A 21,550-nucleotide genomic window follows, 5' to 3' on the forward strand; every position below is an offset into this window, starting at 1 on the left:
AAACTGCGCGCGAAAGCGGGTATCAGATCGTGAAGCCGCAGCGTGGCCGTACCTTGTGCAGTTCTTCACAACCAGTCCCACTGACTGGCGAGGCAGTCCGGTTTACGCTGAGCCCAATCCCAGGTTTCCACGAGGCGGCGTACTTGCCCGCCAGAACTCGTGCACCCCATAGATCGGTCAGCGTCGACCACAAGGAGAAGTGACATGGTTGCTCCGGCTGCTGTTCGGGGTATCGATCAGGCCCCGACATCCCACCCCAAGCTGCTGGCCTGGGTACGTGAGGTCGCGGAACTGACCACCCCCGACCGCGTGGTCTGGGTGGACGGGTCTGATGAGGAGTGGCGCCGCCTCACCGACGAGCTCGTCTCCAACGGCACCCTCATCCGTCTGAATCCCGAGAAGAAGCCCAACTCGTTCTACGCGCGTACCGACCCCACGGACGTCGCCCGGGTGGAGGAGCGCACCTTCATCTGCTCCGTCGACGAGGCGGACGCCGGCCCCACCAACAACTGGATGGCGCCGGCCGAGATGAAGCGGACGATGACGGAGCTGTACCGCGGCAGCATGCGCGGGCGCACCATGTACGTCATCCCGTTCTGCATGGGGCCCATCGAGGCCGAGAACCCCATGTTCGGCGTCGAGATCACCGACAGCCCGTACGTGGTCGCCTCGATGCGGATCATGACGCGGATGGGGTCGGCGATCCTGGAGGCGATGGGCGACGACGCCGACTTCGTGCACGCGCTGCACTCGATCGGCGCCCCGCTCGCCCCGGGGCAGCAGGACGTGGCCTGGCCCTGCAACGAGACGAAGTACATCTCCCACTTCCCGGAGACCCGGGAGATCTGGTCCTTCGGCTCCGGCTACGGCGGCAACTCGCTGCTCGGCAAGAAGTGCTACTCGCTGCGTATCGCCAGCGTGATGGGGCGCGACGAGGGCTGGCTGGCCGAGCACATGCTGATCCTCAAGATCACCTCGCCGGAGGGCAAGGTCTACCACATCGCCGGCGCCTTCCCGTCCGCCTGCGGCAAGACCAACCTCGCCATGCTGGAGCCGACCATCCCGGGCTGGAAGGTCGAGACCATCGGCGACGACATCGCCTGGATGCGGTTCGGCCAGGACGGCCGCCTCTACGCGATCAACCCGGAGTACGGCCTGTTCGGTGTCGCCCCCGGCACCGACTGGAAGACCAACGCCAACGCCATGCGGACGCTGGACCGGGGCAACTCCATCTTCACCAACGTGGCGCTGACCGACGACGGCGACATCTGGTGGGAGGGCATGGGTGAGCCGCCGGCGCACCTGATCGACTGGAAGGGCAACGACTGGACGCCGGAGAGCGAGAACCTCTCCTCGCACGCGAACAGCCGCTTCTGCACCCCGATCACCCAGTGCCCGATCCTGGCCGACGACTACTACGACCCGAACGGCGTGCCGATCGACGCGATCCTGTTCGGCGGCCGTCGCCGGGACACCATCCCGCTGGTCACCGAGGCCCGCGACTGGGTGCACGGCGTCTACATGGGCGCCACGCTCTCCTCGGAGACCACCGCCGCCGCCTCCGGCGCGGTCAGCGTGGTGCGCCGCGACCCGATGGCCATGCTGCCGTTCATCGGCTACAACGGCGGCGACTACTTCCGGCACTGGATCGAGATGGGCAAGGGCGCCGACGGCGACGAGGCGAAGCTGCCCAAGATCTACTACGTCAACTGGTTCCGCAAGGACGCCGAGGGCAACTTCCTCTGGCCGGGCTTCGGCGAGAACTCCCGCGTGCTCAAGTGGGTCATCGAGCGGCTGGAGGGCCGGGCCGAGGCGGTGGAGACCCCGATCGGCATGGTCCCGGCGCAGGACGCGCTCGACGTCGAGGGTCTGGACATGACCCCGGAGGACGTCCGGATCGCGCTGAAGGTCGACGCGGACGAGTGGCGCAACGAGCTGCCGCTGGTCACCGAGTGGTTCGAGAAGTTCGGGGACAAGCTCCCCGGCGTGCTCTGGGCCGAGCTGGACGCGCTGCGCGCCCGTCTCGACGCGGAGCCGCAGAAGTAACAGGTGTGCCGGTTGCCCGCTGCGGGCACCATCGGATGCCATGAGGACGGCCGCTGAACCTGTCGAGGTCCGGCGGCCGTCCGCCGTCCGGGCGCTGACCACGCTGCTCGCCGTGACCGCGGCGGCCACCGTCGTGGTCGAGCTGCTCAACTACTGGTACGCCCCGGAGCAGGAGTTCGGCCTGGCCGTACGCACCGGCTGGGCGATGCTCCGGTCGCTCGGCTTCCTGCTGCTGATCGGGCAGGTGAACCAGGGCCGGGTCAGTGCCCGACCGTTCGGGCTGATCCTGGCGGTGACCACGATCTTCGCGGTCGGGCGGCTGATCGTGCCCCGGTCCGGGGTGCCCGCGCTGCCCGGCCTGGTCGGGTTCGCCGTGCTCACCGCGCTCTGCGTCGCCGTGGTGGTGCTGCTCTACCGTTCCGACGCGATCCGCGCGCACCTGGTCCGGCACCGCAAGGGCCTGGTCGTCGAGGGCGGGACGATCGCCTGGCGGGAGATGACGCCGAAGCGCCCGCAGGCGAACGGCTGGCTGCTCACCGCCCGGGTCGCGGCGTTCACCTACAGCCCGCTGATGCTGGTGCCGGCGCTCGTGGCGACCGGCGCCGTGCTGGACGGGCGGCTCGCCGCCGTACCGGCTCTGGTCCTGTGGTTCGGCGGCGGCATCGCGGTCAGCTACGCCGTGCTGTTCTGCACCGCGTTCCTGCTGCGCGACCGGGCCTGGGCGCGGAAGGCCCTGGTCGCGGTCACGCTCGGCGTCCTCGCGTTCGACCTGCCGCTGTGCTGGTGGCTGCTCGGTGTCGACGGCCTGATCCGCGACGGCGCCCCGCTGGTCACGGCGGCAGCCCTCTGCCTCTGGTCCCTCTACCGCGCCACCCGGCCCCGTTGATGCCGCCAACCCGATGATCGTCGCCCGTGGCGGGGGCCGGCGGGGGAGGATGAGGGGGTGTGGGACGTCGTGGTGGTCGGGGCGGGGCCGGCGGGAGCGGCCGCCGCGCTCGGCGCGCGGCGGGCCGGGGCGGCGCGGGTGCTGCTGCTGGACCGGTACGACTTCCCCCGGGACAAGGCGTGCGGTGACGGCATCGCCGCGCACGCGCTCGACGTCCTCGCCGAACTGGGCGTGACCGGGGCCGTCGACGGCTACCCGCCCCTGCCCGCGCTGCGCCTGGTCGGACCGAAGGGCGGCACCGTCGCCCGGACGCTGCCCCGGTCCGCGTACACGGTGCCCCGCCAGGTGTTCGACGCACGCCTGGTCGCGGCGGCGGTGGCGGCCGGCGCGGAGCTGCGGCGGCACACCGTACGCCGGGTGGAGATCGCCCTCGACCGGGTGGTGCTCGACGGTGAGCTGTCCGCGCGGGCGCTGGTGGGCGCGGACGGCGCCGGATCGGTGGTCCGGCGCGCGCTCGGGCACCCGGTAAACCCGGACCGGCACCTGGCGCTCGCCATCCGGGGCTACGCGCCGGCCCCGCCCGGGCCGCCCGAACAGCTCATCGTCACCTCGGCGGCGCGCTGGCCCGCGTACGCCTGGGCCTTTCCGATCGGCGACGGTCGCGCGAACGTCGGGTACGGGGAGGTGCTGCGCGGCGAGCCGCTGACCCGCGCGCACCTGCTGGCCCGGACGGCCGCGCTGCTGCCCGGCGTCGACCCGGCCACGGTGACCGACCTCCGCGCGCACCACCTGCCGTTGTCCACCCACCGCCCGGCGCCCGGGCGGGGCCGGGTGGTGCTGGCCGGGGACGCGCTGTCGCTGATCAACCCGTTCACCGGCGAGGGCATCTTCTACGCGCTGCGTTCGGGAGCGCTGGCCGGCGCGGCGGCGGCCGGCAATCCCGCCGAGGCCGCCTCCGGGTACGCGGCTGCGCTGCGCGCCCGGCTCGGCACCCACCTGCGGCACAGCTCGGCGGCGGCCTGGCTGGCCCGGCGTCGCTGGGTGGTCGACGCGGTGGTCGGCGCGGCCGGACGCGACGAGCGGGTCTACCGCACGGTGGTGGAGCTGGGGCTCGGCGACGGCCGGCTCGACGTCCGCACGCTCGCGGCGATCGCCGCTGACGTGCCGCGACCACGCCGGAGCGGCTCGCCGTCGGCTGATACGCCACCGAGACACTGATCTTTCTCACGGGTCGCTACCCTGCAAGGTGATGACTCTGCGGAAACTCCTCTACTCCGTGTACGAGCGCCGGCTGACGGCGAAGCTCGCGGGCAAGCCCGTACCCGCACACGTCGGCGTGATGTGCGACGGCAACCGCAGATGGGCCCGGGAGATGGGCTTCGTCGACCCGAACGACGGCCACCGGATGGGCGCCGAGCGGATCAAGGAGCTGCTCCGCTGGTGCGACGCGGCCGGCGTCGGGCACGTCACGCTGTGGCTGCTCTCCACCGACAACCTCTCCCGTCCGGCCGCCGAGCTGGACCCGCTGCTCCAGATCATCGAGGACCTCACCACCGAGCTGGCCGAGGAGGGCAACCCCTGGCGGCTGCGGATGGTCGGCGCGCTCGACGTGTTGCCGGCGCAGCACGCCGCCGCGCTCAAGGCCGCCGAGGAGCGCACCCGGAACCGCGACGGCGGGGCTCAGGTCAACATCGCGGTCGGGTACGGCGGGCGGCGCGAGATCGCCGACGCGGTCCGCTCGCTGCTGGTGGAGCACGCCGCGAACGGCGGCACGCTTGAGGAACTGGCCACCTCGCTCGACGTCGACCACATCTCCGAGCACCTCTACACCAAGGGGCTGCCGGACCCGGATCTGATCATCCGGACCAGTGGCGAGCAGCGGCTCTCCGGCTTCATGCTCTGGCAGAGCGCGCACTCGGAGTTCTACTTCTGCGAGCTGAACTGGCCCGACTTCCGCAAGGTCGACTTCCTCCGCGCCCTGCGCTCCTACGCCACCCGCCAGCGCCGTTTCGGCACCTGACCCGTTCGCCGTTCGGCGGCTGGTCACTGGGCCAGAAGTGTAAGGGTGTCGTCCGCCCCCCGGCGGCGTAGACCATCCGTTGCGCTGCTGTGGCGCGTGAATCAACCGCCTATTTTCGAGACATGGCCTTGAATAAAGCGCGGATCGCCGATGACGGTGCGGCGGAAGCTGCGAAAGATGCCGAGGAAGACGCCGGGCGATGGAATCGCCAGTTTCTGGTGACCGTGGTGATGCTGGTCGGCTTCGCCGCCCTGGTGGTGGCCATGATGGCGCTCGCGAACGGCAGTGACGCCGTGTGGCAACGACGAGTGTACGTGTTCGGTGCGGTCCAGGCGGTCGTGTTCACCGCGATCGGCTGGCTGTTCGGGCGCGAGGGCAGCCGGTCGACGGTGGCCGCCGCGAGGAAGGATGCGGAGGCCGCGAAGCAAGAGGCCGCCGCAGAACGCGCGACGGCCCACGAGGAGGCGAACCGCGCCGCCAAGGCCCGGCAGGTGGTGACGGAGACGACCGCGAAGGCCAAGGCGGTGCGGGCGGCGGCCCGCCTGTCACGGCAGCGGCCCCGGTCCGGAGTGCGGGATGTCGCCGCGCCGGCCGAAGGGCGAGAGACGGACGAATTCATCCAGTTCGTAGATGAATTGTTCGGCGACTTCGGTGACGGGGGGAATACCTGAGGTCGACATCGTTGTCTGGTCGGCCCGGCCTGCCGGCCGATCATCGTCTGCCCGGCGGAGCGGCGGGCACAAATGACGGAGAAGGCTTTCGCCGCTCAGGAGGGCCGACCTAGCCTCGGTTGGCTCATTGACGTCAGTCGCGACGGAAAGGAGACCGATGGATCTGCTCGACGTCACGAGGATGGCCACGGTCAAGTTGCAGGATGCTGCCGGCGGCATGTTGGGCAGTGGCTTCTTCGTCGCGCCTCGCACGATCGTCACCGCCGCCCACGTCGTACCGCCGACCTCGGGCCATGTGCTGGTCACCCCGGAGGGGGCGAACCCGGTCATCGCCACCGTCTTCTGGCGCGAACCGCGCATGCAGGTGCCCGGGCTGCGCGGCCTCCATCCCCTGCCGGACCTCGCCCTGTTGCGTCTCCCACCGGATGTGCGGCTCGACCACGTTTGCGTGGAGTTGGGGGCGGCCGACCGTCCGAGCGAGGTCTACGCCTTCGGATACAGCTCCTCCTTGGCCGACGAAAACGAGTACGCCCCGGACGTGGCCCGCCTGGAGTGCGAGGGTGTCCTGCGTCAGGAGGGCGTGCAGATCATCAAGCTGAAGGCGGCCGAGATATCGTCCGGAATGAGCGGTGGCCCGGCGCTGGACCTGGAGCGGGGATTGGTCATCGGCGTCACCAAGGCCACCCGCGGCCTCGACCAGCCGGTCGGCTGTTACGCCGTCAGCGTCACGGAGCTGGAGCAGCGGCAACCGGATGTTCGGGCCAGCAACAAGATCTTCCACCGAAGGGACCCGACCTGGCAGGCTGCCCGCACCGGCAACCTCATCGGCGCGGATCCGGCGCGGGTGACTCGAGCGATCGCGGAGACGGTGCTGCGGAACGCCGGCCGGCGCAGCAGCGGGCTCCCGCCCGGTGTGGACAAGGACGCCCTGCACCAGACGATCTGGGTGCGCCGTGTCGACCGGAACGGCGCGACGGAGGATCCCGGCCAGCTGGCGCGTTTCCGCTGGGACGCCGGCCGCAATCTCAGCAAGCTCGTGGTGGTGACCGGCGGACCGGGCTACGGAAAGTCGTGGCTGGTCTCCTACCAGGCGGAGAATCTTGCCCGGCAGTTGCTGGCGGAGGAAGAGGCGGCGCTTAGCGATCAACGCTGTCGGATTCCGCTGCTCCTCGACTGTTCGGCACTCGCCGCCCAGGTACAGCACGGCGACTTGAACCTGACGGAGTTCGTCCGAGCCGCGGTGCGGGCGACGATGCCGGAACTCATGTCGGCGGACGCGGTGGACGCGAGCGCGTCGTTACTGCTCAAGGCCGTGGAGGACGGTCGGGTCACGTTCTGCCTGGACGGCCTGGACGAGGTTCCGATGGCGCACCGGGGCGGTTTCAAGCGAGGCCTGCTGCTGTTGCTTTCGAAGAACAACCGGGTCTTCCTGACGTCGCGGCCGTCCGCGGTCGACCTGATCGAGGACATCTCGCCCGGCGACCGGGTCGATCTAGACGTGCTCGGCTTCGACCAGCGGGAGGCGGTCAGCTTCGTCCATGCCTGGCACCGGCAACGGCCGGCCGTGGAGAGCGTCCTCCTGGGGCTGCTCGCCGAACCGCAGTTGGCCCGACTCGTCAAGGTGCCGTTGCTCCTGTCGTTCCTCTGCCGGGTGGTGGACTCCGACACGGCCGGACAGAACATCCCGGATTCTCCGTCGGGCCTGTACCGCGCTGTCTGCCTGCACCTGCTGTCCGGCCGCTGGCGGGGAAACGCCGGGCGGACCAGCGTCGCACCGGCGCGACTCGCCGATCCGCTACGACGGCTCGCGATGTTGTCCCGCGTCATCGGCGGAATGCAGGATCGCTGGCGGGTCAATGGTGAGATCGTTCCCCGGTCCGACTTCACCGATGCGCTACGGCGGGACCCGAGCTACGAGAGCGTCCATCGGGCCGCCGTACTTCGGCTGGAGGAGTCCGATGGTGCGGATCGGGAACACAGCGCCGAACGCGAGGACGCCGTCGTCTGGGAACTCATCCATGACGGAGTGCTGCTCGACACCACCAGCGCGGATCTCGTGCCCGGCTTGCGGTTCAGCCACCCCGTGATCCGGGAGTTCGTCCTCGCGAACTACTTCGCGTCGTTGACGGAGGCCGAACGAGCCGAGAGTCTCGACCGGCACCTGTGGTTCGACCCCGGCTGGCGGCAGGTCATCGTCCTTGCCGCGCAGCTGATTGATTCTGCTCCGCTGGTGAAACACCTCTTCGCCGGCCGCACGGATCTCTGGGTGCACAAGCGAGGTCTGGCCGCCGAATTGATGGCGGGCGTACGAGGTGACGCGGTCGAACTCGAACTCACCACCCGGCTGATCGAGTCACTGGAGGCCAGTGCGGGATCGGAGATCCGGTTCGAGCGGCAGCAGGCGGTCGCCGCCCTGGGTGTCGTCGTCGGTGCTAACCCGACCGGACGCGACTGGGCGATCCGGCAGCTCCAGCGGCTCACGGCGGAAGAGTCGGACCCGATCACCGACCTGGACCAGGAACTCGCGGTGCGGCTGGCCGGGGACGACTTCGAGGGAGCGCTGAGGATCTCCAGGCGGATGCTCGGCGCCGGCGAGGTGACGGCCGGAAGCAAGAACGGCATCATCGCCGGTCTTGCCCGCAGCGGCGGTCAGGACCAGCTTTCGGTGGTCATGGAGCACATCAACCGGACGCAGGATTTGGGTGCCCTGCGCTCGTTCCTGGGTGGGATCGGAGCCCGGCACACCGAGGGGATCGCGGCCGCGCTGGACGTGCTGCGACAGCGTCGGCTCACCGCACCGGCGGCCGGGGCCGTCGCCACCACGTTGACCAGTTGCGGCGAGAAGGCGGTCGCCGAGTTGCTGTCGATCGCCGGCGACTACACCATGTCGTGGTCGACCCGGGCGCAGGTGTGCGAGGTGTTGATCCGAGCCGGCGTGTCCAGCGTGCACGACACCGCGATGCGGCTCGTCAAGAGCCCAAATCTCCCGGCGAACGCTCGGGTCGGCTTGGTGGTCGCGCTTCTGGAGGACGGCGTGTCCGAAGCCCTGCCGGATGCCGCCGGTCTCATGCTGGACAACAGTGTCGGGTGGGGGCCGCGGGAAAGCCTCGCCCGGGCGCTCCTCGGACTCGGCGACGCCGGCGTGGACCTGTTGACCACACAGATGACCTTCTACGGAGTTCCGCTCGAACTCAAGATCTGGCACATCTGCGCCCTGGTCGAGGCGCGCCGTCCGGAGGCGCTGGAGGTCGCCGCACGGCTGCATTCCGATGTCGGGGTACCGGCCTGGATACGGGTCCTTCTCGTACGAACCCTGATGGAGCACGACCAGAGCCTGGTGAGTGAGACCGCGCTCGCCGACCTCATCGCCAGCGCTGAGCTGACCTTCCCCTATCGGGTGGACCTGGTGGTGCAGTTGTTCCGGCTCGGCAGCACGTCCGCGACGTCGATGCTGCGCAGCCTGCTCTCGCTGCCGGAGCTCAATGAGCACCTCCTGGCCTGGCAACGCGTGGGGTTGCGGCTCGCGGCATCCGGCCGTCTCGCCCAGGAGGCGCTGCGCGTTCTGTCGGTGGATCCGGCGGTCGTGCCGTGGGCGCGCTGTCAGGCGCTGATCAGCCTGGCCAACGTGCCGGACATGGTGCTCCGCGAAGCGTTCAATGCGGCGCTGCCCGGTCTGGAGGGCTTCTGGCGCACACGGACCCTGCTCGCTCTGGGGCGGCTCGGCGCAGCCCCGGCCTTGGACGAACTGCTCGGTGAGGTGGTCACGCACCGTGGGGGCTATCGGATCCTCTACGAGTACCTGACCCGTGCCTGGGCCGATCCAGGGACCTTGACGGCCTGTTTGGAATCGGGCGAGCGGATTCTGAGGGAGTCCGCTCCTCACGGGGCCGTCCGGCAGGACGCCCCGACCGACATCGGGGAGGGAACCATCAAGCTGAATTTCGATTTGCTCAGGAGCCTCGATGTACGGTTCGATTCCGAGGTCGAGGCGTCGAGCCAGTTGCGATGGATCCACGACCGCCTGCAGGCCGAGGTGGGGCTCCGGTTGGCCCAATTTATGGTGCCGGAGCAGATCGACGAGTTCGACGAGTTTCAGTCCCGGGGCGACGACGCGGCAGGCCTGGCGTGGCTCGAGGCGGAGTTCCCGGAATACCGCATAGTTGTCCGGAAAACCTTCGAGGAACTGTGCACGGCGATCCGCAGCGGTGTCGTCCAGGTGCCGCGCTTGGGAGCGGAGGCACGCAGCGGTGTGCCGCTGCGCGTGCTCTCGGATCATGCCCGGGCTCTCGCACAGTGGCTCGGGTTGGCCGTCGTCGGCCGATGGGCGGACTGGGCGAGGTATGCCCGGGAGAACCTTGAGGTGATCACCGCTCCCGCGTCCCGAGAGGCCATGGCCGCCGCATGCCGGCTCGCGACGGAGTGGGGGCTGCACGAGGCACATCTTTTCGCCATGGAACTGAACGCCGACGAGGGTGCTCCGGTGTTTGACGAACTGGCCGGGGATGTGGAGTTCGCTCTCAACGAGGCCCGCAGGGCACTGGATCGCGAGGACTTCGACCGGATGCGACTGGCCGCGGCCTTCGCCTTCGTTCGGTTCCCGAGCGCCGCGTCCTATTTCTACGCCGCGGTCGCCTGGGCCGAGAAGGAGGACGGCATGGCTCTCGCGGAGCAGCTGATGCGGAATAGCGGTAAGGATGCGGATGCGTCGCAGGTGACCGACGGTGTGGCCACACTCCGCGAGCTTCAACAGCGACTGGACTGGAGTGAGGACCGTCTCCACCGCCTCGTAACCGCGCTGGAGGACGGCGGGGACGAGGGCGGGGACGACGACGCGTCGGTCGCTTCCCCCGACGGCGAGTGATCGGTCAGCGGAGGTGGCGCAGGGCGTCGGTGAGGAAGTCGGCCAGGGCGGCGGGGGAGTCCAGGGTCAGGTCGGCGGCGTCGGCCACCTCGTGCCCGGTCTCCGGGTTGGCCACTGCGACGCAGACCCCGAGGAAGCCGGGGTCGGCGGCGGCACGGGCGCGCAGCGCGGCGAACGCCTTGATGTCGGAGACGTCGTCACCGAAATACCAGGCGCCGCCGGCGTCCCGGACCGTCTCGCCGATCACCATGCCCTTGTCCCGGTCGACGGGGGGCTTGAGTTCCAGCACCATCCGGCCCGGCTGGGCGCGCAGGCCCAGCCGCTCGGCCTGGGCCCGGCCCCACTCCTGCACCAGCTCACCGAGCTGCGGCGCGGTACGCCAGTGCAGCGCGACGGAGAGCCGCTTGAACTCGACGAGCGCGCCCGGCGGCAACTCGGCGCGGGCCTGCTCGGCCAGCTCGGACATGGTCGGCACCCAGGGCAGGGCGGCCGGCTCGGTGACCGTCTCGCCGCCGGAGTGGCTGTGCTCCAGGCCGTAGAGCCCGTACAGGTCGATGCCCGAAAGGCCGCCGAGGTGGTCACGGAGGAAATCCACCGGGCGGGCGGAGACGATGGCGATCCGCCGCACGTGCGGGGCGAGCGCCTCCAGCGCGGTGAGCACGTTCGGCGCGGGCCGCACGGCCGTCGGGTCGTCGTCGACCGGCGCCAACGTGCCGTCGAAGTCGAAGAAGAGCACGACGTCCCGTGCACGGTCGGCGGTCGCACGCCAGGCGTGCTCCGCGTTCAACGGGGTCTTCGGCTGCTGGTTTCCCAGATTCAACGGCGGCACGCGCGTCAGCGTACCCCGCGTCCGGCGGCGTATTCGTGGCCGAGATGTGACGTCGAAACGGCGTGGGGTCAGCGTTCGGCGGCTCCTCGTCCCCGGCGCCCGAACGGCACCACGGCCGCGTCCTGCCCGTGGCTGAGCAGGTAGCCCTCCACGAAGCCGGTGTTGCGGTCGCCGGTGTGCGCCTCGATCTCGTTGAGCCGCGCCACCAGGAACTCGGTGAGCGCGCTGACCCGGTCGTTGAGACGATCGTGCAGCTCGGCGACGACGGCGAGGATCACCGCGGTGCCGGCCGTGGTGAGCGCGAAGAGGTTGACGACCAGGGGAAGCTGCCCGCCGTCCAGTACGCCGACCACCACGTTGCCGGTCACGCACGATGTCAGCGACACCACCGCGACCACGACTGCCAACCATTTCAGGGTCATGGACAGACCCCTCCTTCTGTCCCGCAGGGCTGGGTTCGGCTGTGTCCCGTCCCCCCGCCGATGACGAGCCCTTAGCAGTACAAACGTGGACGCTAGCGGGTCCGTTCCGTCCCCGAGGCGAAACGATCGGGTCCGACCTTCCGTTCTTTCGCCATCTGAGGAACTACCCGGCTTGTTTACCCCTATTTCGGACACCGCCCGGCAGAGTCGGGCGGTATGCGAGGTAACGGATGGTTTCTCGAATGTGGAACTTCTCCGCGTCCGACACGGTCGGGTCGACCAGCCGGCGCAGCAGCGCCTCCACGTCCGGGTCCATCGGCGGCGGGGTGGGCGTGGCCCGTGGGCCGGCGGCGCGGTCCCAGCCGAGCGCGGTGAAGGCGGCGGCCGGGTCGAGCCCCAGGCCCTCGCAGAAGGCGACCACCCGCTCGGCCTCGGGGTCGCTGGCCCAGTCCCCGCGGACCCAGCGGTTGATGGTCTGGCGGGAGACGCCTGTGCGCCGGGAGACCTCGGTGCCGCTCCAGGCCCGCAGCGCTCGTGCGTCGTCGAGGGCGCGGCGGACGAAGGTGGCGAAGGCGATCTTCCGCGCGTTGGCCGTCTCGGTCACCCCGTGACGGTACGGCCAGTCGGTCCCGTCGGGCGGTCTCGGCACGCTGCTGTCACGCCGACGTGACGGTGATCGCGCATTTCCGGTAAACGATCCAGGGCTGCTCCTGAGGGGTGTCACCTGGGCAGAATAGATGGACACGAGTACGGCGGCAACGGCCTGAAAAGCTGATACTGTCACGCTCATGAGACAACTTACGGTGTGTCACGTGTTTGAGACGACGAGTGCTCACATGCGTCACTCCGCGGGTGCCGAGGGGGTCTCGTGACCGAGCTCGCGACCCGCGCCCAAGCCTTCGGGCTGATCGCGGACGGCGTGTCCGCCGGGCTGAGCGCCCCGTGGCGTCTCTATCTCGCCCGGGGTTGCCGGTACCTCTCGCTCAGCGTCGGTGACCGGGGGGAGTGGGACGCCTGGCGTACCCACCTCGGCTGTCCCGAGCTGAGCGTCCGGGTGTACGACTCCGGCGGCGAGATCCGCCGGGCGTCGGTGGCCGAGGTCATCCTCGACGGCTGCCGGATCAGCGTCGAGCTGGTCGAGGAGGTCAGCACCGACGACCTGGAGCGGCTGCTGGTGGTCGACCCGCTGCCCGGGGCGGACGAGCGATGACCCCTTTTCTCGCCGTGGTCCTCGTGCTGGTGCTCGGCTCCACCTGCTACGCGGCCGGTCGCCTGCACGGGCAGCTGAGCTACCGCATCGGCTACCGGTTCGGCTACCGGCAGGGCTACTTCGACGGTGACCGGGGCGCCTGGAACCGCCGCCGTCGCGACGCCCAGGCCGCGATCGCCTCGGCGCTGTCCGCCCCCGGCGCGACTGTGGTGACGTCGGCCGGGCGCTCGGCCGTGCCGTTCGCCGGCACCGCCGTGCCGGCCGCCGTCGCCGCCCGGTCCGGCTCCGCCCCGGCCGTACGGGTCACCGCCACCGCTCAGCTCGGCGCGGTGGGGCGGGCGGGCACCACGTACACCGGATCGTCGTTCGGCGCGACCGGCGCCGGACCGAGGGCCGGCACCCTGGCGCGGCGGCCGGGCTGACGCCCACGGCAGTACGCGGCGCCGCATGTGAGCGACCGGCCGGGATGCGCGCAGGGGGCATGCATCCCGGCCGGTTCCAGGCCGCCCGTCACCCGAACAGGTGTACGTCCGGCGACTGTCGCACGATGATCCACGCGCACCTCTAGCCCCGCGGCCCCGCGGCGATTAGCGTCTAGGCATGGCGCGGGGTTTTCCCGGGCCAGCCGGACAGCCCGGACCTGCGTCCTCGCACACGGGGCCCGCATCCGACCCCGTGTCCTCCGGGCACCGGAAGAGGCGGAACTCGGGTGGCCGGGTGCCCATCCGCGGAGCAGGCCTGTGACCACTCGCCGTACCCCCGCCGGAGCCGAGCAGACCCCGGCCTCGACCGCCCAGACCCGCCGGACCACCCGCAGCCGCCGGAGCGCCGCTGCCGAGGCCGAGGAGCCCCGACCAGCCGGTCCGGCCTTTGTCCTGGACACCTCGGTCCTCCTCTCCGACCCGGCGGCGTTCCACCGCTTCGCCGAGCACGAGGTGGTGCTGCCGCTGGTGGTCATCTCCGAGCTGGAGGGCAAGCGGCACCACCCCGAGCTGGGCTGGTTCGCCCGCCAGTCGCTGCGCATGCTCGACGAGCTGCGGGTGCGGCACGGCCGGCTGGACCGTCCGGTGCCCGCCAACGAGCAGGGCGGCACGTTGCGGGTGGAGCTGAACCACACCGACGACGGCGTGCTGCCGCCCGGCTTCCGCAACGAGTCGAACGACGCGCGCATCCTGTCCGTGGCGCTCAACCTGGCCGCCGAGGGGCGTGAGGTCACGCTCGTCAGCAAGGACATGCCGCTGCGGGTGAAGGCGGCCTCGGTCGGCCTGCGTGCCGACGAGTACCGGCACGGCCAGGCCAGCGACCCGACCTGGACGGGCATGGCCGAACTGGACCTGTCCGAGGAGGAGATCGGCCGGCTGTACGCGGGCGAGACGCTCGACGTCGATGCCGCGGCGGGCCTGCCCTGCCACACCGGCCTGGTGCTGCAGTCCGGGCGCGGCTCGGCGCTGGGGCGGGTGTTGCCGGACAAGACGATCCGGCTGGTCCGGGGCGACCGGGAGGCGTTCGGCGTGCACGGCCGCTCGGCGGAGCAGCGGGTCGCGCTCGACCTGCTGCTGGACGAGTCGATCGGCATCGTCTCGCTCGGCGGCCGGGCCGGCACCGGCAAGTCCGCGTTGGCGCTCTGCGCCGGCCTGGAGGCGGTGATGGAGCGCCGCCGGCACAAGAAGGTGATCGTGTTCCGTCCGCTGTACGCGGTGGGCGGTCAGGAGCTCGGCTATCTGCCCGGCTCGGAGTCGGAGAAGATGTCGCCCTGGGCGCAGGCCGTCTTCGACACGCTCGGCTCGGTGGTGCACGAGAACGTGCTGGAGGAGGTCACCTCGCGCGGGCTGCTGGAGGTGCTGCCGCTGACCCACATCCGCGGCCGCAGCCTGCACGACGCGTTCGTCATCGTCGACGAGGCCCAGTCGCTGGAGCGCGGCGTTCTGCTCACCGTGCTGTCCCGGATCGGCCAGGGGTCGCGGGTGGTGCTCACCCATGACGTGGCGCAGCGGGACAACCTGCGGGTCGGCCGGCACGACGGGGTGACCGCGGTGATCGAGGCGCTGAAGGGGCATCCCCTCTTCGCGCACGTCACGCTCAGCCGATCGGAGCGTTCTCCGATCGCCGCCATGGTCACCGACCTGCTGGAGGACATCCCCGGCTGAGCGCCGCTTTTACCCCACTTTGTCCGCATTTTTAAGGTGACGCAGATCACTTTTAGGGCTGGCCATTTCCCAGCGGCCTCACTGTGCGCAATGGTGTCCATCGAGCGTCACCGACCACTCGGGAGCCGTACACGCCCCGCAGTCACACCGGTACCGGAGCGCTCGCGGCACGTCGGCGCGGCCCGGTGAGGCCACGCGCGTGCCGCGTCCCTGCCCCCGACGAAGGGAAACTTCGTGACTCGGCTGTGGAGCCGGTTCGGCGCCCGCACCGCCGCTGTCGCACTGCTCTCCGTGGGCGTGGCCGGCGGCTTCTACCTGGGCGAGGATCGCCAGACCCAGCAGCAGGGCCTGACCGCGCAGGTCGGCCTGGAGGTCGACCAGGCGGAGTACGCGTACCAGCGCGAGCGGCTGTCCGACCACCGCGTGGACTCGTCCCGGCAGCGTGCCGCCGAGTACCAGGCGAAGCTGCGTGCCGCCGCGGCGGCGAAGGAAGCCGCCGAGCGGGCCAAGAAGGCCGAGGCGGCCGCCGCCACCCGCAAGAAGGAGCGGGAAGCGGAAGCGGCGGAGAGCGAGGCGAAGGTCAAGCCGTACGACGGACCGATCCCGTCCTCGTGCGCGGAGTACAGCGGCAACCGGAAGATCGGTTGCGCCATCATGCTCCAAAAGGGCTTCGGCATCGACCAGTTCCCCTGCCTGGACAAGCTCTGGACCAAGGAGAGCGGCTGGAACCCGAAGGCTTCCAACAGCTCCTCCGGGGCCTACGGAATCCCGCAGGCGGTGCCGGGCAGCAAGATGAGCTCGGTGGCCGACGACTGGAAGACCAACCCGGCGACCCAGATCACGTGGGGTCTCGGCTACATCAAGGGCCGGTACGACACCCCGTGCGGCGCCTGGCAGAAGTCGCAGAGTTCAGGCTGGTACTGACCTTGTGACGACGGCGGGACACCCGGGCAGAACCGGGTGTCCCGCCGTCGTCGTACCCGGCCCCCGACTGGCGGCCAGCCACTTTTACTGATAGCTCTTGGTAGGTGACCTGGCCCGACAGCCCACGTGGCGGCGACCCTCACCGGTTCGGCACCGATGCGTTCTACGCGGCGCTCGGCCGGGCCTTCGTCGCGATGTGCGCGGTCGTGCCGGTGCTGTTCCTCATCGAGGCCCTCGACGTCGGCCTGCGACTCGGCCTGGACTACACCGCCGGCATCATCCCGCAGCGGATCCAGGGCCTGGACGGTGTCTTCTTCTCACCGTTCCTGCACGCCGGCTGGAACCACCTCTACAGCAACAGCATCCCGCTGATCCTGCTGGGCACGTTCGTGCTCGCCGCGGGCACCCGCCGGTTCCTCTGGTCCACCGCTGTCATCATCCTGGTCAGTGGCCTGGGCGTCTGGTTCACCGGCTCGCCCAACTCGGTGGTGGTCGGCGCCAGCGGCGTGATCTTCGGCTACCTCGGCATCCTGCTCACCCGCGGCGTCGTCGAGCGGAGCTGGTGGAACTTCGCCGTCGGCCTGCTCGTCGGGTTGCTCTACGGCTGGCAACTGCTGGGCATCCTCCCCACCGACGAGCGCGTCTCCTGGCAGGGCCACCTGTTCGGGCTGCTCGGCGGCGTCGTGGCGGCGATCCTGTTCCGCCGCCGCAGGGACACCGACGACACCGACCACCTCGGCTCACCGAGGATGACGCTGCCCTGACGGCGCGTTGATCAGACCCCGGGACATGCTTGCCCGCGGCCACCCGCCCGCCTACCGTTTCGGCATCAGCGAGGGTTGATCCCGAAGCGGAAAGTGACGGTGAGCCATGCGCGAGGTCGATGTCGCCGTGATCGGGGCCGGTCCCGCCGGGCTCTTCGCCGCCTACTACGCGGGATTCCGCGGGCTCTCCGTGTCGGTGATCGACGCGCTGCCCGAGCCGGGCGGTCAGATCACCGCGATGTACCCGGAGAAGCTGATCCTCGACGTCGCCGGCTTTCCCGCGATCAAGGGCCGCGAGCTGGTCGCGAACCTGGTCGCCCAGGCCGCGCCGTTCCACCCCGACTACCAACTCGGCGTACGCGCGGAAAAGCTGTCCTACCTCGACGGCCGGCCGGTGCTCGGCCTGGCCGGCGGTGAGCAGCTGAGCTGCGGCGCGGTGGTCGTCACCGGCGGGCTCGGCAGCTTCACGCCCCGGCCGCTGCCGGTGGCGGAGAGCTTCACCGGCGGCGGGATCGTCTACTTCGTGCCGCAGCCGGCCGAGCTGACCGACCGGCACGTGCTCATCGTGGGCGGCGGCGACTCGGCGTTCGACTGGGCCGCCACGCTCGCGCCGCTGGCCCGGTCGGTGACGCTCGTGCACCGGCGGGACCGCTTCCGGGCGCACGCCGCCACCATCGAGCGGGTCCGCGCGCTGCCGGTGCGGATCGTCGTCAACGCCGAGGTGAGCCGGCTGTACGGCGAGGAGACCGTCACCGGCGCCGAGCTGACCGTACGCGGCGGTGAGGTGGAGACGCTGCCGGTGGACACGGTGGTGGCCGCGCTCGGCTTCACCGCCGACCTCGGCCCGCTCGCCGAGTGGGGGTTGAACATCGACCGGCGGCACATCGTGGTGGACAGCGCGATGGCCACCAACCTGCCCCGGGTGTTCGCCGCCGGGGACATCACCGAATATCCGGGCAAGGTCCGCCTGATCGCCACCGGCTTCGGCGAGGCGGCCACGGCTGTGAACAACGCGGCTGTCGTCATCGACCCGACCGCGCACCTGTTCCCCGGTCACTCCTCCGACGGCACCTGACGCCTGACCGGCGTCAGGGCAGGCCGATGAGGTCTGCCATCAGGCCGATCTGGTGGTCGAAGTACTCGTCGCGGTGCGGCAGTGCCCGGTTGATCCGGCCGAACAGCTCGAAGCTGATCAGCCCGAACAGCTGGGTCCAGCCGGCCATGCCGCGGGCCAGCAGCGCGGGCGAGACGTCCATGCCGATCTGCTCGACCAGCTCGGTCACGTCGCCGCGCAGCGGTTCGGGCAGGTCCTCGCCGGGCGGGGCGAGCCGTCCGGTGGCCAGCCCGTCGCGCAGGATGCCGATCAGCGTCACCGGTGGGCGCTGGGCCGGCACGACCGTGTCGTCGGGGGCCGCGTACCCGGGCACCGGGCTGCCGTAGAGCAGCGCGTACTCGGCGGGGTGGGCCAGTGCCCAGGCGCGGGCGGCCCGGCAGGCGGCGAGCCAGCGTCCGCGCAGGTCGGCCGGGGCCTCGGCGGCGTCGGCCGCCTCCACCGCGTCGCCGAGCGCGTCGTACGCCTCCAGGATCAGCGCGGTGAGCAGGTCGTCGCGGCTGGGGAAGTAGCGGTAGATCGCCGAGGAGACCATGCCGAGGTCCCGGGCGACCGCGCGCAGCGAGAGGTTCGCGCCGTCGGTGTCCAGGTGGCGGCGGGCCACCGTCTTGATCTCTTCGATCATCCCGGCGCGGACCCGGGCGCGCAGTGAGGGAGCGACCATGCCCTCACTCTGCCACGGATGAGAGCAGCAATCAAAAGAGAGAGCAGTGCTCTTGACAGTCGACCTGCGCTTGAGTCATGCTCTTTTTCGAGAGCGGTGCTCTCGCTTCAGATAACTGCTTCAGAAAAGGTGGACCTGTCATGGCCCTGCATGTGATCGTCGGCGCCGGCCCCGTCGGCACCGCCACCGCCAACCTGCTCGCCGAGCGCGGCGAGCAGGTGCGGGTGGTCACCCGGCGCGGCACCGGCCCGGAGCACCCGGTCATCGAGCGGGTGGCCGCCGACGCCGCCGACGCGAACCGGCTCACCGAGCTGGCCGAGGGCGCGGCCGCGCTCCACAACTGCGCCAACCCGGCGTACCACAGGTGGGCGACGGACTGGCCGCCGCTGGCCGCCGCCCTGCTCACCGCCGCGGAACGCAGCGGCGCCGTGCTCGCCACGGTCGGCAACCTCTACGGGTACGGTCCGGTCGACGCCCCGATGACCGAGGCGACCCCGCTCGCCGCCACCGGCGTCAAGGGCCGCGTCCGCAACCGGATGTGGGCCGACGCGCTGGACGCCCACCGCGCCGGGCGGGCCCGGGTCACCGAGGTACGCGGCTCCGACTACATCGGGCTCGGGGGCAACTCCCTGCCCATGATGGTGCTGCCCAAGGTGCTCGCCGGGCAGCGGGTGTTCCTGCCGGTCGACTGGGACGCCCCGCACACCTGGACGTACGTTCCGGACGTCGCCCGTACCCTCGTCACGGCCGCCACCGACCCGCGCGCCTGGGGACGGGCCTGGCACGTGCCGAGCGCGCCGCCGGTGCCCATGCGGGCCCTGGCCGAGCTGGCGGCGGAGCGGGCCGGCGTGGCGGCGCCACGACTGGCCCGGATTCCCTACCCGGTGCTCTGGCTGGGTGGCCTGGCCGACCCGTTCGTCCGCGAGATGCGGGAGACCGCGCACCAGTTCGCCGCGCCGTTCGTGATGGACTCCAGCGCCGCCACCACCACGTTCGGGATCGAGGCGACGCCGCTGGACCGGGTCGTCGACGAGATGGTCTCCGGCCTGCGCGCCCCGGCCCCCGCCGCCCGTTAGGGGCGGGGGCGGGACGCCGCCGGGCTCACTCCTGCTCGGCCAGCGGTCGGCCGTCGAAGTCGACGGCCGAGTAGAGGGCGAGCTTCTCCAGGCGGTGGTACGAGTCGATCACCCGGATCGTGCCGCTCTTGGAGCGCATCACGATCGACTGGGTGTACGCGCCACCCGAGCGGTAGCGCACGCCACGCAGCAGGTCGCCGGAGGTGACGCCGGTGGCCACGAAGAAGCAGTTGTCGCCGGTGACCAGGTCGTCGGTGAACAGCACGCGGTCCAGGTCGTGCCCGGCGTCCAGCGCCTTGCGGCGTTCCTCGGAGTCCTTCGGCCAGAGCTTGGCCTGCATCATGCCGCCCATGCACTTCAGCGCACACGCGGCGGTGATGCCCTCCGGGGTGCCGCCGATGCCCATCAGCACGTCGACGTCCGACTCGCCGCGGGCCGCAGCGATGGCCCCGGCGATGTCGCCGTCGGAGATGAACCGGATCCCGGCCCCGGTGCGCCGGATCTGCTTGACCAGGTCGTCGTGGCGCGACCGGTCCAGCACGCACACGGTCACCTCGGCGGTGTCGGTGCCCTTGACCTTGGCGATCCGGCGGATGTTCTCGGCCACGCCGGCGTTGATGTCCACCACGTCGGCGTACATCGGGCCGACTGCGAGCTTCTCCATGTAGAAGACGGCGCTCGGGTCGAACATCGCGCCGCGTTCGGCCACCGCGAGCACGGCGAGCGCGTTCGGCATGCCCTTGCTCATCAGCGTGGTGCCGTCGATCGGGTCGACCGCCACGTCCACCTCGGCGCCGGTCCCGTCGCCGACCTCCTCACCGTTGAACAGCATCGGGGCGTTGTCCTTCTCGCCCTCGCCGATCACCACGACGCCGCGCATCGGGATGGAGTTGATCAGCTTGCGCATGGCGTCGACCGCTGCGCCGTCGCCGCCCTCCTTGTCGCCCCGGCCGACCCAGCGGCCGGCGGCCATCGCCGCGGCCTCGGTCACCCGTACCAGATCGAGGGCGAGGTTGCGGTCGAGATCCTGGGGCGTCCGCGTCCTGGTGGTTGTCATGGCGGCCTCCTCGCGACGTTGCGGGGTGGGACCGGCGGTCGTCGCCGCCGGTTTTGTCGCTGATCCTCACACGATCTCAGGTTCGCGGTCCCGGCGGGGCGGAGGAGGCCAGGATCACGCCACCCGGAGGGCTGCGACAATGGCCCTGTGGAAGCCGCACAGCCTGCCGACCGCGCACCGACCGACGCCACCCCGCCGCAGGGCCAGCCGCCGGTCCAGCCGGGTGGCGGCCCGACCCCGCCCGAGGGTCAGCCCGCGCTCGTCGCGGAGCAGGGCGAACCGGCCGCCGCGGGGGACACTCCCGCGCCGCCCGCCGGCAAGGAGAAGGCCCGCTCCGAGCGGTCGCCGAAGGACATGGCGCTGTCCCTGCTGATCCTGCTGGTCCCGATCGCGCTGCTGCTCGCCTTCTACCGCGGCTTCCTCGGCGGCGACTCGCCGGTCACCGTCGACCCGGCGCCCGCGCTGGAGCAGGCCCGCTCCGCGAACGTCTTTCCGGTCAGCGAGCCGACCGGGCTGGGCGACGACTGGCGTACGGTGAACGCCCGCTTCCGGACCGAGGCCGACGGGTCGACGCTGCGGATCGGGTACGTGACCCCGGAGGGCCGTGGCGCGCAACTCGTGGAGAGCAACGTGCCGGCGGAAAAGCTGCTCCCGGCCGAGCTGAGCGAGGGCCGGCCGCAGGGGGCGGCCGACCTGCCCGGCGGGCTGAGCTGGCAGCGCTACACCGCCCGCGGCAACGAGCAGGCGCTCGTCCTGCTGGAGCCGAACCGCACAGTGATCGTGGTCGGCGACGCCGGGGAGACGGAGCTGCGCAAGCTCGCCACGTCGCTGCGCTGACGTCCTCCCTCCGGGTGAGGCGGGA

19 protein-coding genes are annotated in these 21,550 nt (G+C 70.9%); 14 read left to right on the forward strand and 5 right to left on the reverse strand.

Going from position 1 to position 21,550, the window contains the following annotated elements:
* Positions 1-204 precede the first annotated feature (204 nt).
* From MicB006_RS04415 to MicB006_RS04440, 6 genes are all read left to right on the forward strand, one after another.
* On the forward strand, positions 205-2,046 hold the full coding sequence (locus tag MicB006_RS04415) for a phosphoenolpyruvate carboxykinase (GTP) (RefSeq protein ID WP_116504002.1): 1,842 nt from the start codon (positions 205-207) through the stop codon (positions 2,044-2,046).
* Positions 2,047-2,086: 40 nt separating this feature from the next.
* Positions 2,087-2,932, forward strand: a complete 846-nt coding sequence (locus MicB006_RS04420) for a hypothetical protein (protein ID WP_116504004.1) — start codon at positions 2,087-2,089, stop codon at positions 2,930-2,932.
* 57 nt (positions 2,933-2,989) lie between these two features.
* Complete coding sequence (locus tag MicB006_RS04425; RefSeq protein WP_116504006.1) at positions 2,990-4,150, forward strand: geranylgeranyl reductase family protein; 1,161 nt, start codon at positions 2,990-2,992, stop codon at positions 4,148-4,150.
* A gap of 31 nt (positions 4,151-4,181) precedes the next feature.
* On the forward strand, positions 4,182-4,952 hold the full coding sequence (locus MicB006_RS04430) for an isoprenyl transferase (protein WP_073825033.1): 771 nt from the start codon (positions 4,182-4,184) through the stop codon (positions 4,950-4,952).
* Between the two features lie 89 nt (positions 4,953-5,041).
* Positions 5,042-5,623 carry a hypothetical protein gene (locus MicB006_RS04435; protein WP_152037818.1) on the forward strand — a complete coding sequence of 194 codons (582 nt, stop codon included), beginning with the start codon at positions 5,042-5,044 and terminating at the stop codon, positions 5,621-5,623.
* Between the two features lie 157 nt (positions 5,624-5,780).
* Complete coding sequence (locus MicB006_RS04440) at positions 5,781-10,484, forward strand: trypsin-like peptidase domain-containing protein (RefSeq protein ID WP_116504009.1); 4,704 nt, start codon at positions 5,781-5,783, stop codon at positions 10,482-10,484.
* 4 nt (positions 10,485-10,488) lie between these two features.
* Here MicB006_RS04440 and otsB read toward each other — a convergent pair whose 3' ends face one another.
* The 3 genes from otsB to MicB006_RS04455 all read right to left on the reverse strand — a co-directional run bounded on the left by otsB (position 10,489) and on the right by MicB006_RS04455 (position 12,339).
* Positions 10,489-11,313, reverse strand: a complete 825-nt coding sequence (gene otsB / locus MicB006_RS04445) for a trehalose-phosphatase (RefSeq protein WP_116504011.1) — start codon at positions 11,311-11,313, stop codon at positions 10,489-10,491.
* 68 nt (positions 11,314-11,381) lie between these two features.
* Positions 11,382-11,735: a hypothetical protein gene (locus tag MicB006_RS04450; RefSeq protein WP_026268070.1), complete on the reverse strand. Its 354-nt coding sequence runs from the start codon at positions 11,733-11,735 to the stop codon at positions 11,382-11,384.
* Between the two features lie 163 nt (positions 11,736-11,898).
* Positions 11,899-12,339 carry a helix-turn-helix transcriptional regulator gene (locus tag MicB006_RS04455; RefSeq protein WP_030501268.1) on the reverse strand — a complete coding sequence of 147 codons (441 nt, stop codon included), beginning with the start codon at positions 12,337-12,339 and terminating at the stop codon, positions 11,899-11,901.
* A gap of 264 nt (positions 12,340-12,603) precedes the next feature.
* On the opposite strand from MicB006_RS04455, the gene MicB006_RS04460 reads away from it, so the two are divergent.
* From MicB006_RS04460 to MicB006_RS04485, 6 genes are all read left to right on the forward strand, one after another.
* Positions 12,604-12,945 (forward strand): hypothetical protein, encoded by a 342-nt coding sequence (locus MicB006_RS04460; RefSeq protein ID WP_013284064.1) that lies wholly within the window; start codon positions 12,604-12,606, stop codon positions 12,943-12,945.
* A complete protein-coding gene (locus tag MicB006_RS04465; RefSeq protein WP_116504012.1) occupies positions 12,942-13,367 on the forward strand; it encodes a hypothetical protein in 426 nt (141 codons plus the stop codon). Before MicB006_RS04460 ends, MicB006_RS04465 begins: the two co-directional genes overlap by 4 nt.
* Positions 13,368-13,685: 318 nt before the next feature.
* Positions 13,686-15,092 (forward strand): PhoH family protein, encoded by a 1,407-nt coding sequence (locus MicB006_RS04470; protein ID WP_116504014.1) that lies wholly within the window; start codon positions 13,686-13,688, stop codon positions 15,090-15,092.
* Positions 15,093-15,326: 234 nt separating this feature from the next.
* On the forward strand, positions 15,327-16,016 hold the full coding sequence (locus MicB006_RS04475) for a transglycosylase SLT domain-containing protein (RefSeq protein ID WP_073825022.1): 690 nt from the start codon (positions 15,327-15,329) through the stop codon (positions 16,014-16,016).
* Positions 16,017-16,120: 104 nt separating this feature from the next.
* Positions 16,121-16,780, forward strand: coding sequence for a rhomboid family intramembrane serine protease (locus MicB006_RS04480; protein ID WP_116504016.1), 660 nt, complete (start codon positions 16,121-16,123; stop codon positions 16,778-16,780).
* Between the two features lie 106 nt (positions 16,781-16,886).
* Complete coding sequence (locus MicB006_RS04485; RefSeq protein ID WP_116504018.1) at positions 16,887-17,855, forward strand: NAD(P)/FAD-dependent oxidoreductase; 969 nt, start codon at positions 16,887-16,889, stop codon at positions 17,853-17,855.
* 13 nt (positions 17,856-17,868) lie between these two features.
* On the opposite strand, the gene MicB006_RS04490 is transcribed toward MicB006_RS04485, so the two are convergent.
* A complete protein-coding gene (locus MicB006_RS04490; protein WP_116504020.1) occupies positions 17,869-18,555 on the reverse strand; it encodes a TetR/AcrR family transcriptional regulator in 687 nt (228 codons plus the stop codon).
* Positions 18,556-18,695: 140 nt separating this feature from the next.
* On the opposite strand from MicB006_RS04490, the gene MicB006_RS04495 reads away from it, so the two are divergent.
* Complete coding sequence (locus MicB006_RS04495; RefSeq protein WP_116504021.1) at positions 18,696-19,631, forward strand: NAD-dependent epimerase/dehydratase family protein; 936 nt, start codon at positions 18,696-18,698, stop codon at positions 19,629-19,631.
* A gap of 25 nt (positions 19,632-19,656) precedes the next feature.
* On the opposite strand, the gene glpX is transcribed toward MicB006_RS04495, so the two are convergent.
* Positions 19,657-20,688 (reverse strand): class II fructose-bisphosphatase, encoded by a 1,032-nt coding sequence (gene glpX, locus MicB006_RS04500; protein WP_073825013.1) that lies wholly within the window; start codon positions 20,686-20,688, stop codon positions 19,657-19,659.
* Positions 20,689-20,835: 147 nt separating this feature from the next.
* Between glpX and MicB006_RS04505 the strand changes: the two genes are divergently transcribed.
* On the forward strand, positions 20,836-21,525 hold the full coding sequence (locus tag MicB006_RS04505) for a DUF4245 domain-containing protein (protein ID WP_116504023.1): 690 nt from the start codon (positions 20,836-20,838) through the stop codon (positions 21,523-21,525).
* Positions 21,526-21,550 lie beyond the last annotated feature (25 nt).

It is taken from the genome of Micromonospora sp. B006 (genome assembly GCF_003408515.1).
Lineage (GTDB): Bacteria > Actinomycetota > Actinomycetes > Mycobacteriales > Micromonosporaceae > Micromonospora > Micromonospora echinospora_A.

Excerpts from the sequence above, each read along its gene's own strand:
- MicB006_RS04490 (WP_116504020.1), bottom strand. The coding sequence starts at position 18,555 with ATGGTCGCTCCCTCACTGCGCGCCCGGGTCCGCGCCGGGATGATCGAA.
- MicB006_RS04415 (WP_116504002.1), top strand. The coding sequence starts at position 205 with ATGGTTGCTCCGGCTGCTGTTCGGGGTATCGATCAGGCCCCGACATCC.
- MicB006_RS04450 (WP_026268070.1), bottom strand. The coding sequence starts at position 11,735 with ATGACCCTGAAATGGTTGGCAGTCGTGGTCGCGGTGGTGTCGCTGACA.
- MicB006_RS04420 (WP_116504004.1), top strand. The coding sequence starts at position 2,087 with ATGAGGACGGCCGCTGAACCTGTCGAGGTCCGGCGGCCGTCCGCCGTC.
- MicB006_RS04465 (WP_116504012.1), top strand. The coding sequence starts at position 12,942 with ATGACCCCTTTTCTCGCCGTGGTCCTCGTGCTGGTGCTCGGCTCCACC.
- MicB006_RS04430 (WP_073825033.1), top strand. The coding sequence starts at position 4,182 with ATGACTCTGCGGAAACTCCTCTACTCCGTGTACGAGCGCCGGCTGACG.
- MicB006_RS04495 (WP_116504021.1), top strand. The coding sequence starts at position 18,696 with ATGGCCCTGCATGTGATCGTCGGCGCCGGCCCCGTCGGCACCGCCACC.
- MicB006_RS04440 (WP_116504009.1), top strand. The coding sequence starts at position 5,781 with ATGGATCTGCTCGACGTCACGAGGATGGCCACGGTCAAGTTGCAGGAT.
- MicB006_RS04485 (WP_116504018.1), top strand. The coding sequence starts at position 16,887 with ATGCGCGAGGTCGATGTCGCCGTGATCGGGGCCGGTCCCGCCGGGCTC.
- glpX (WP_073825013.1), bottom strand. The coding sequence starts at position 20,688 with ATGACAACCACCAGGACGCGGACGCCCCAGGATCTCGACCGCAACCTC.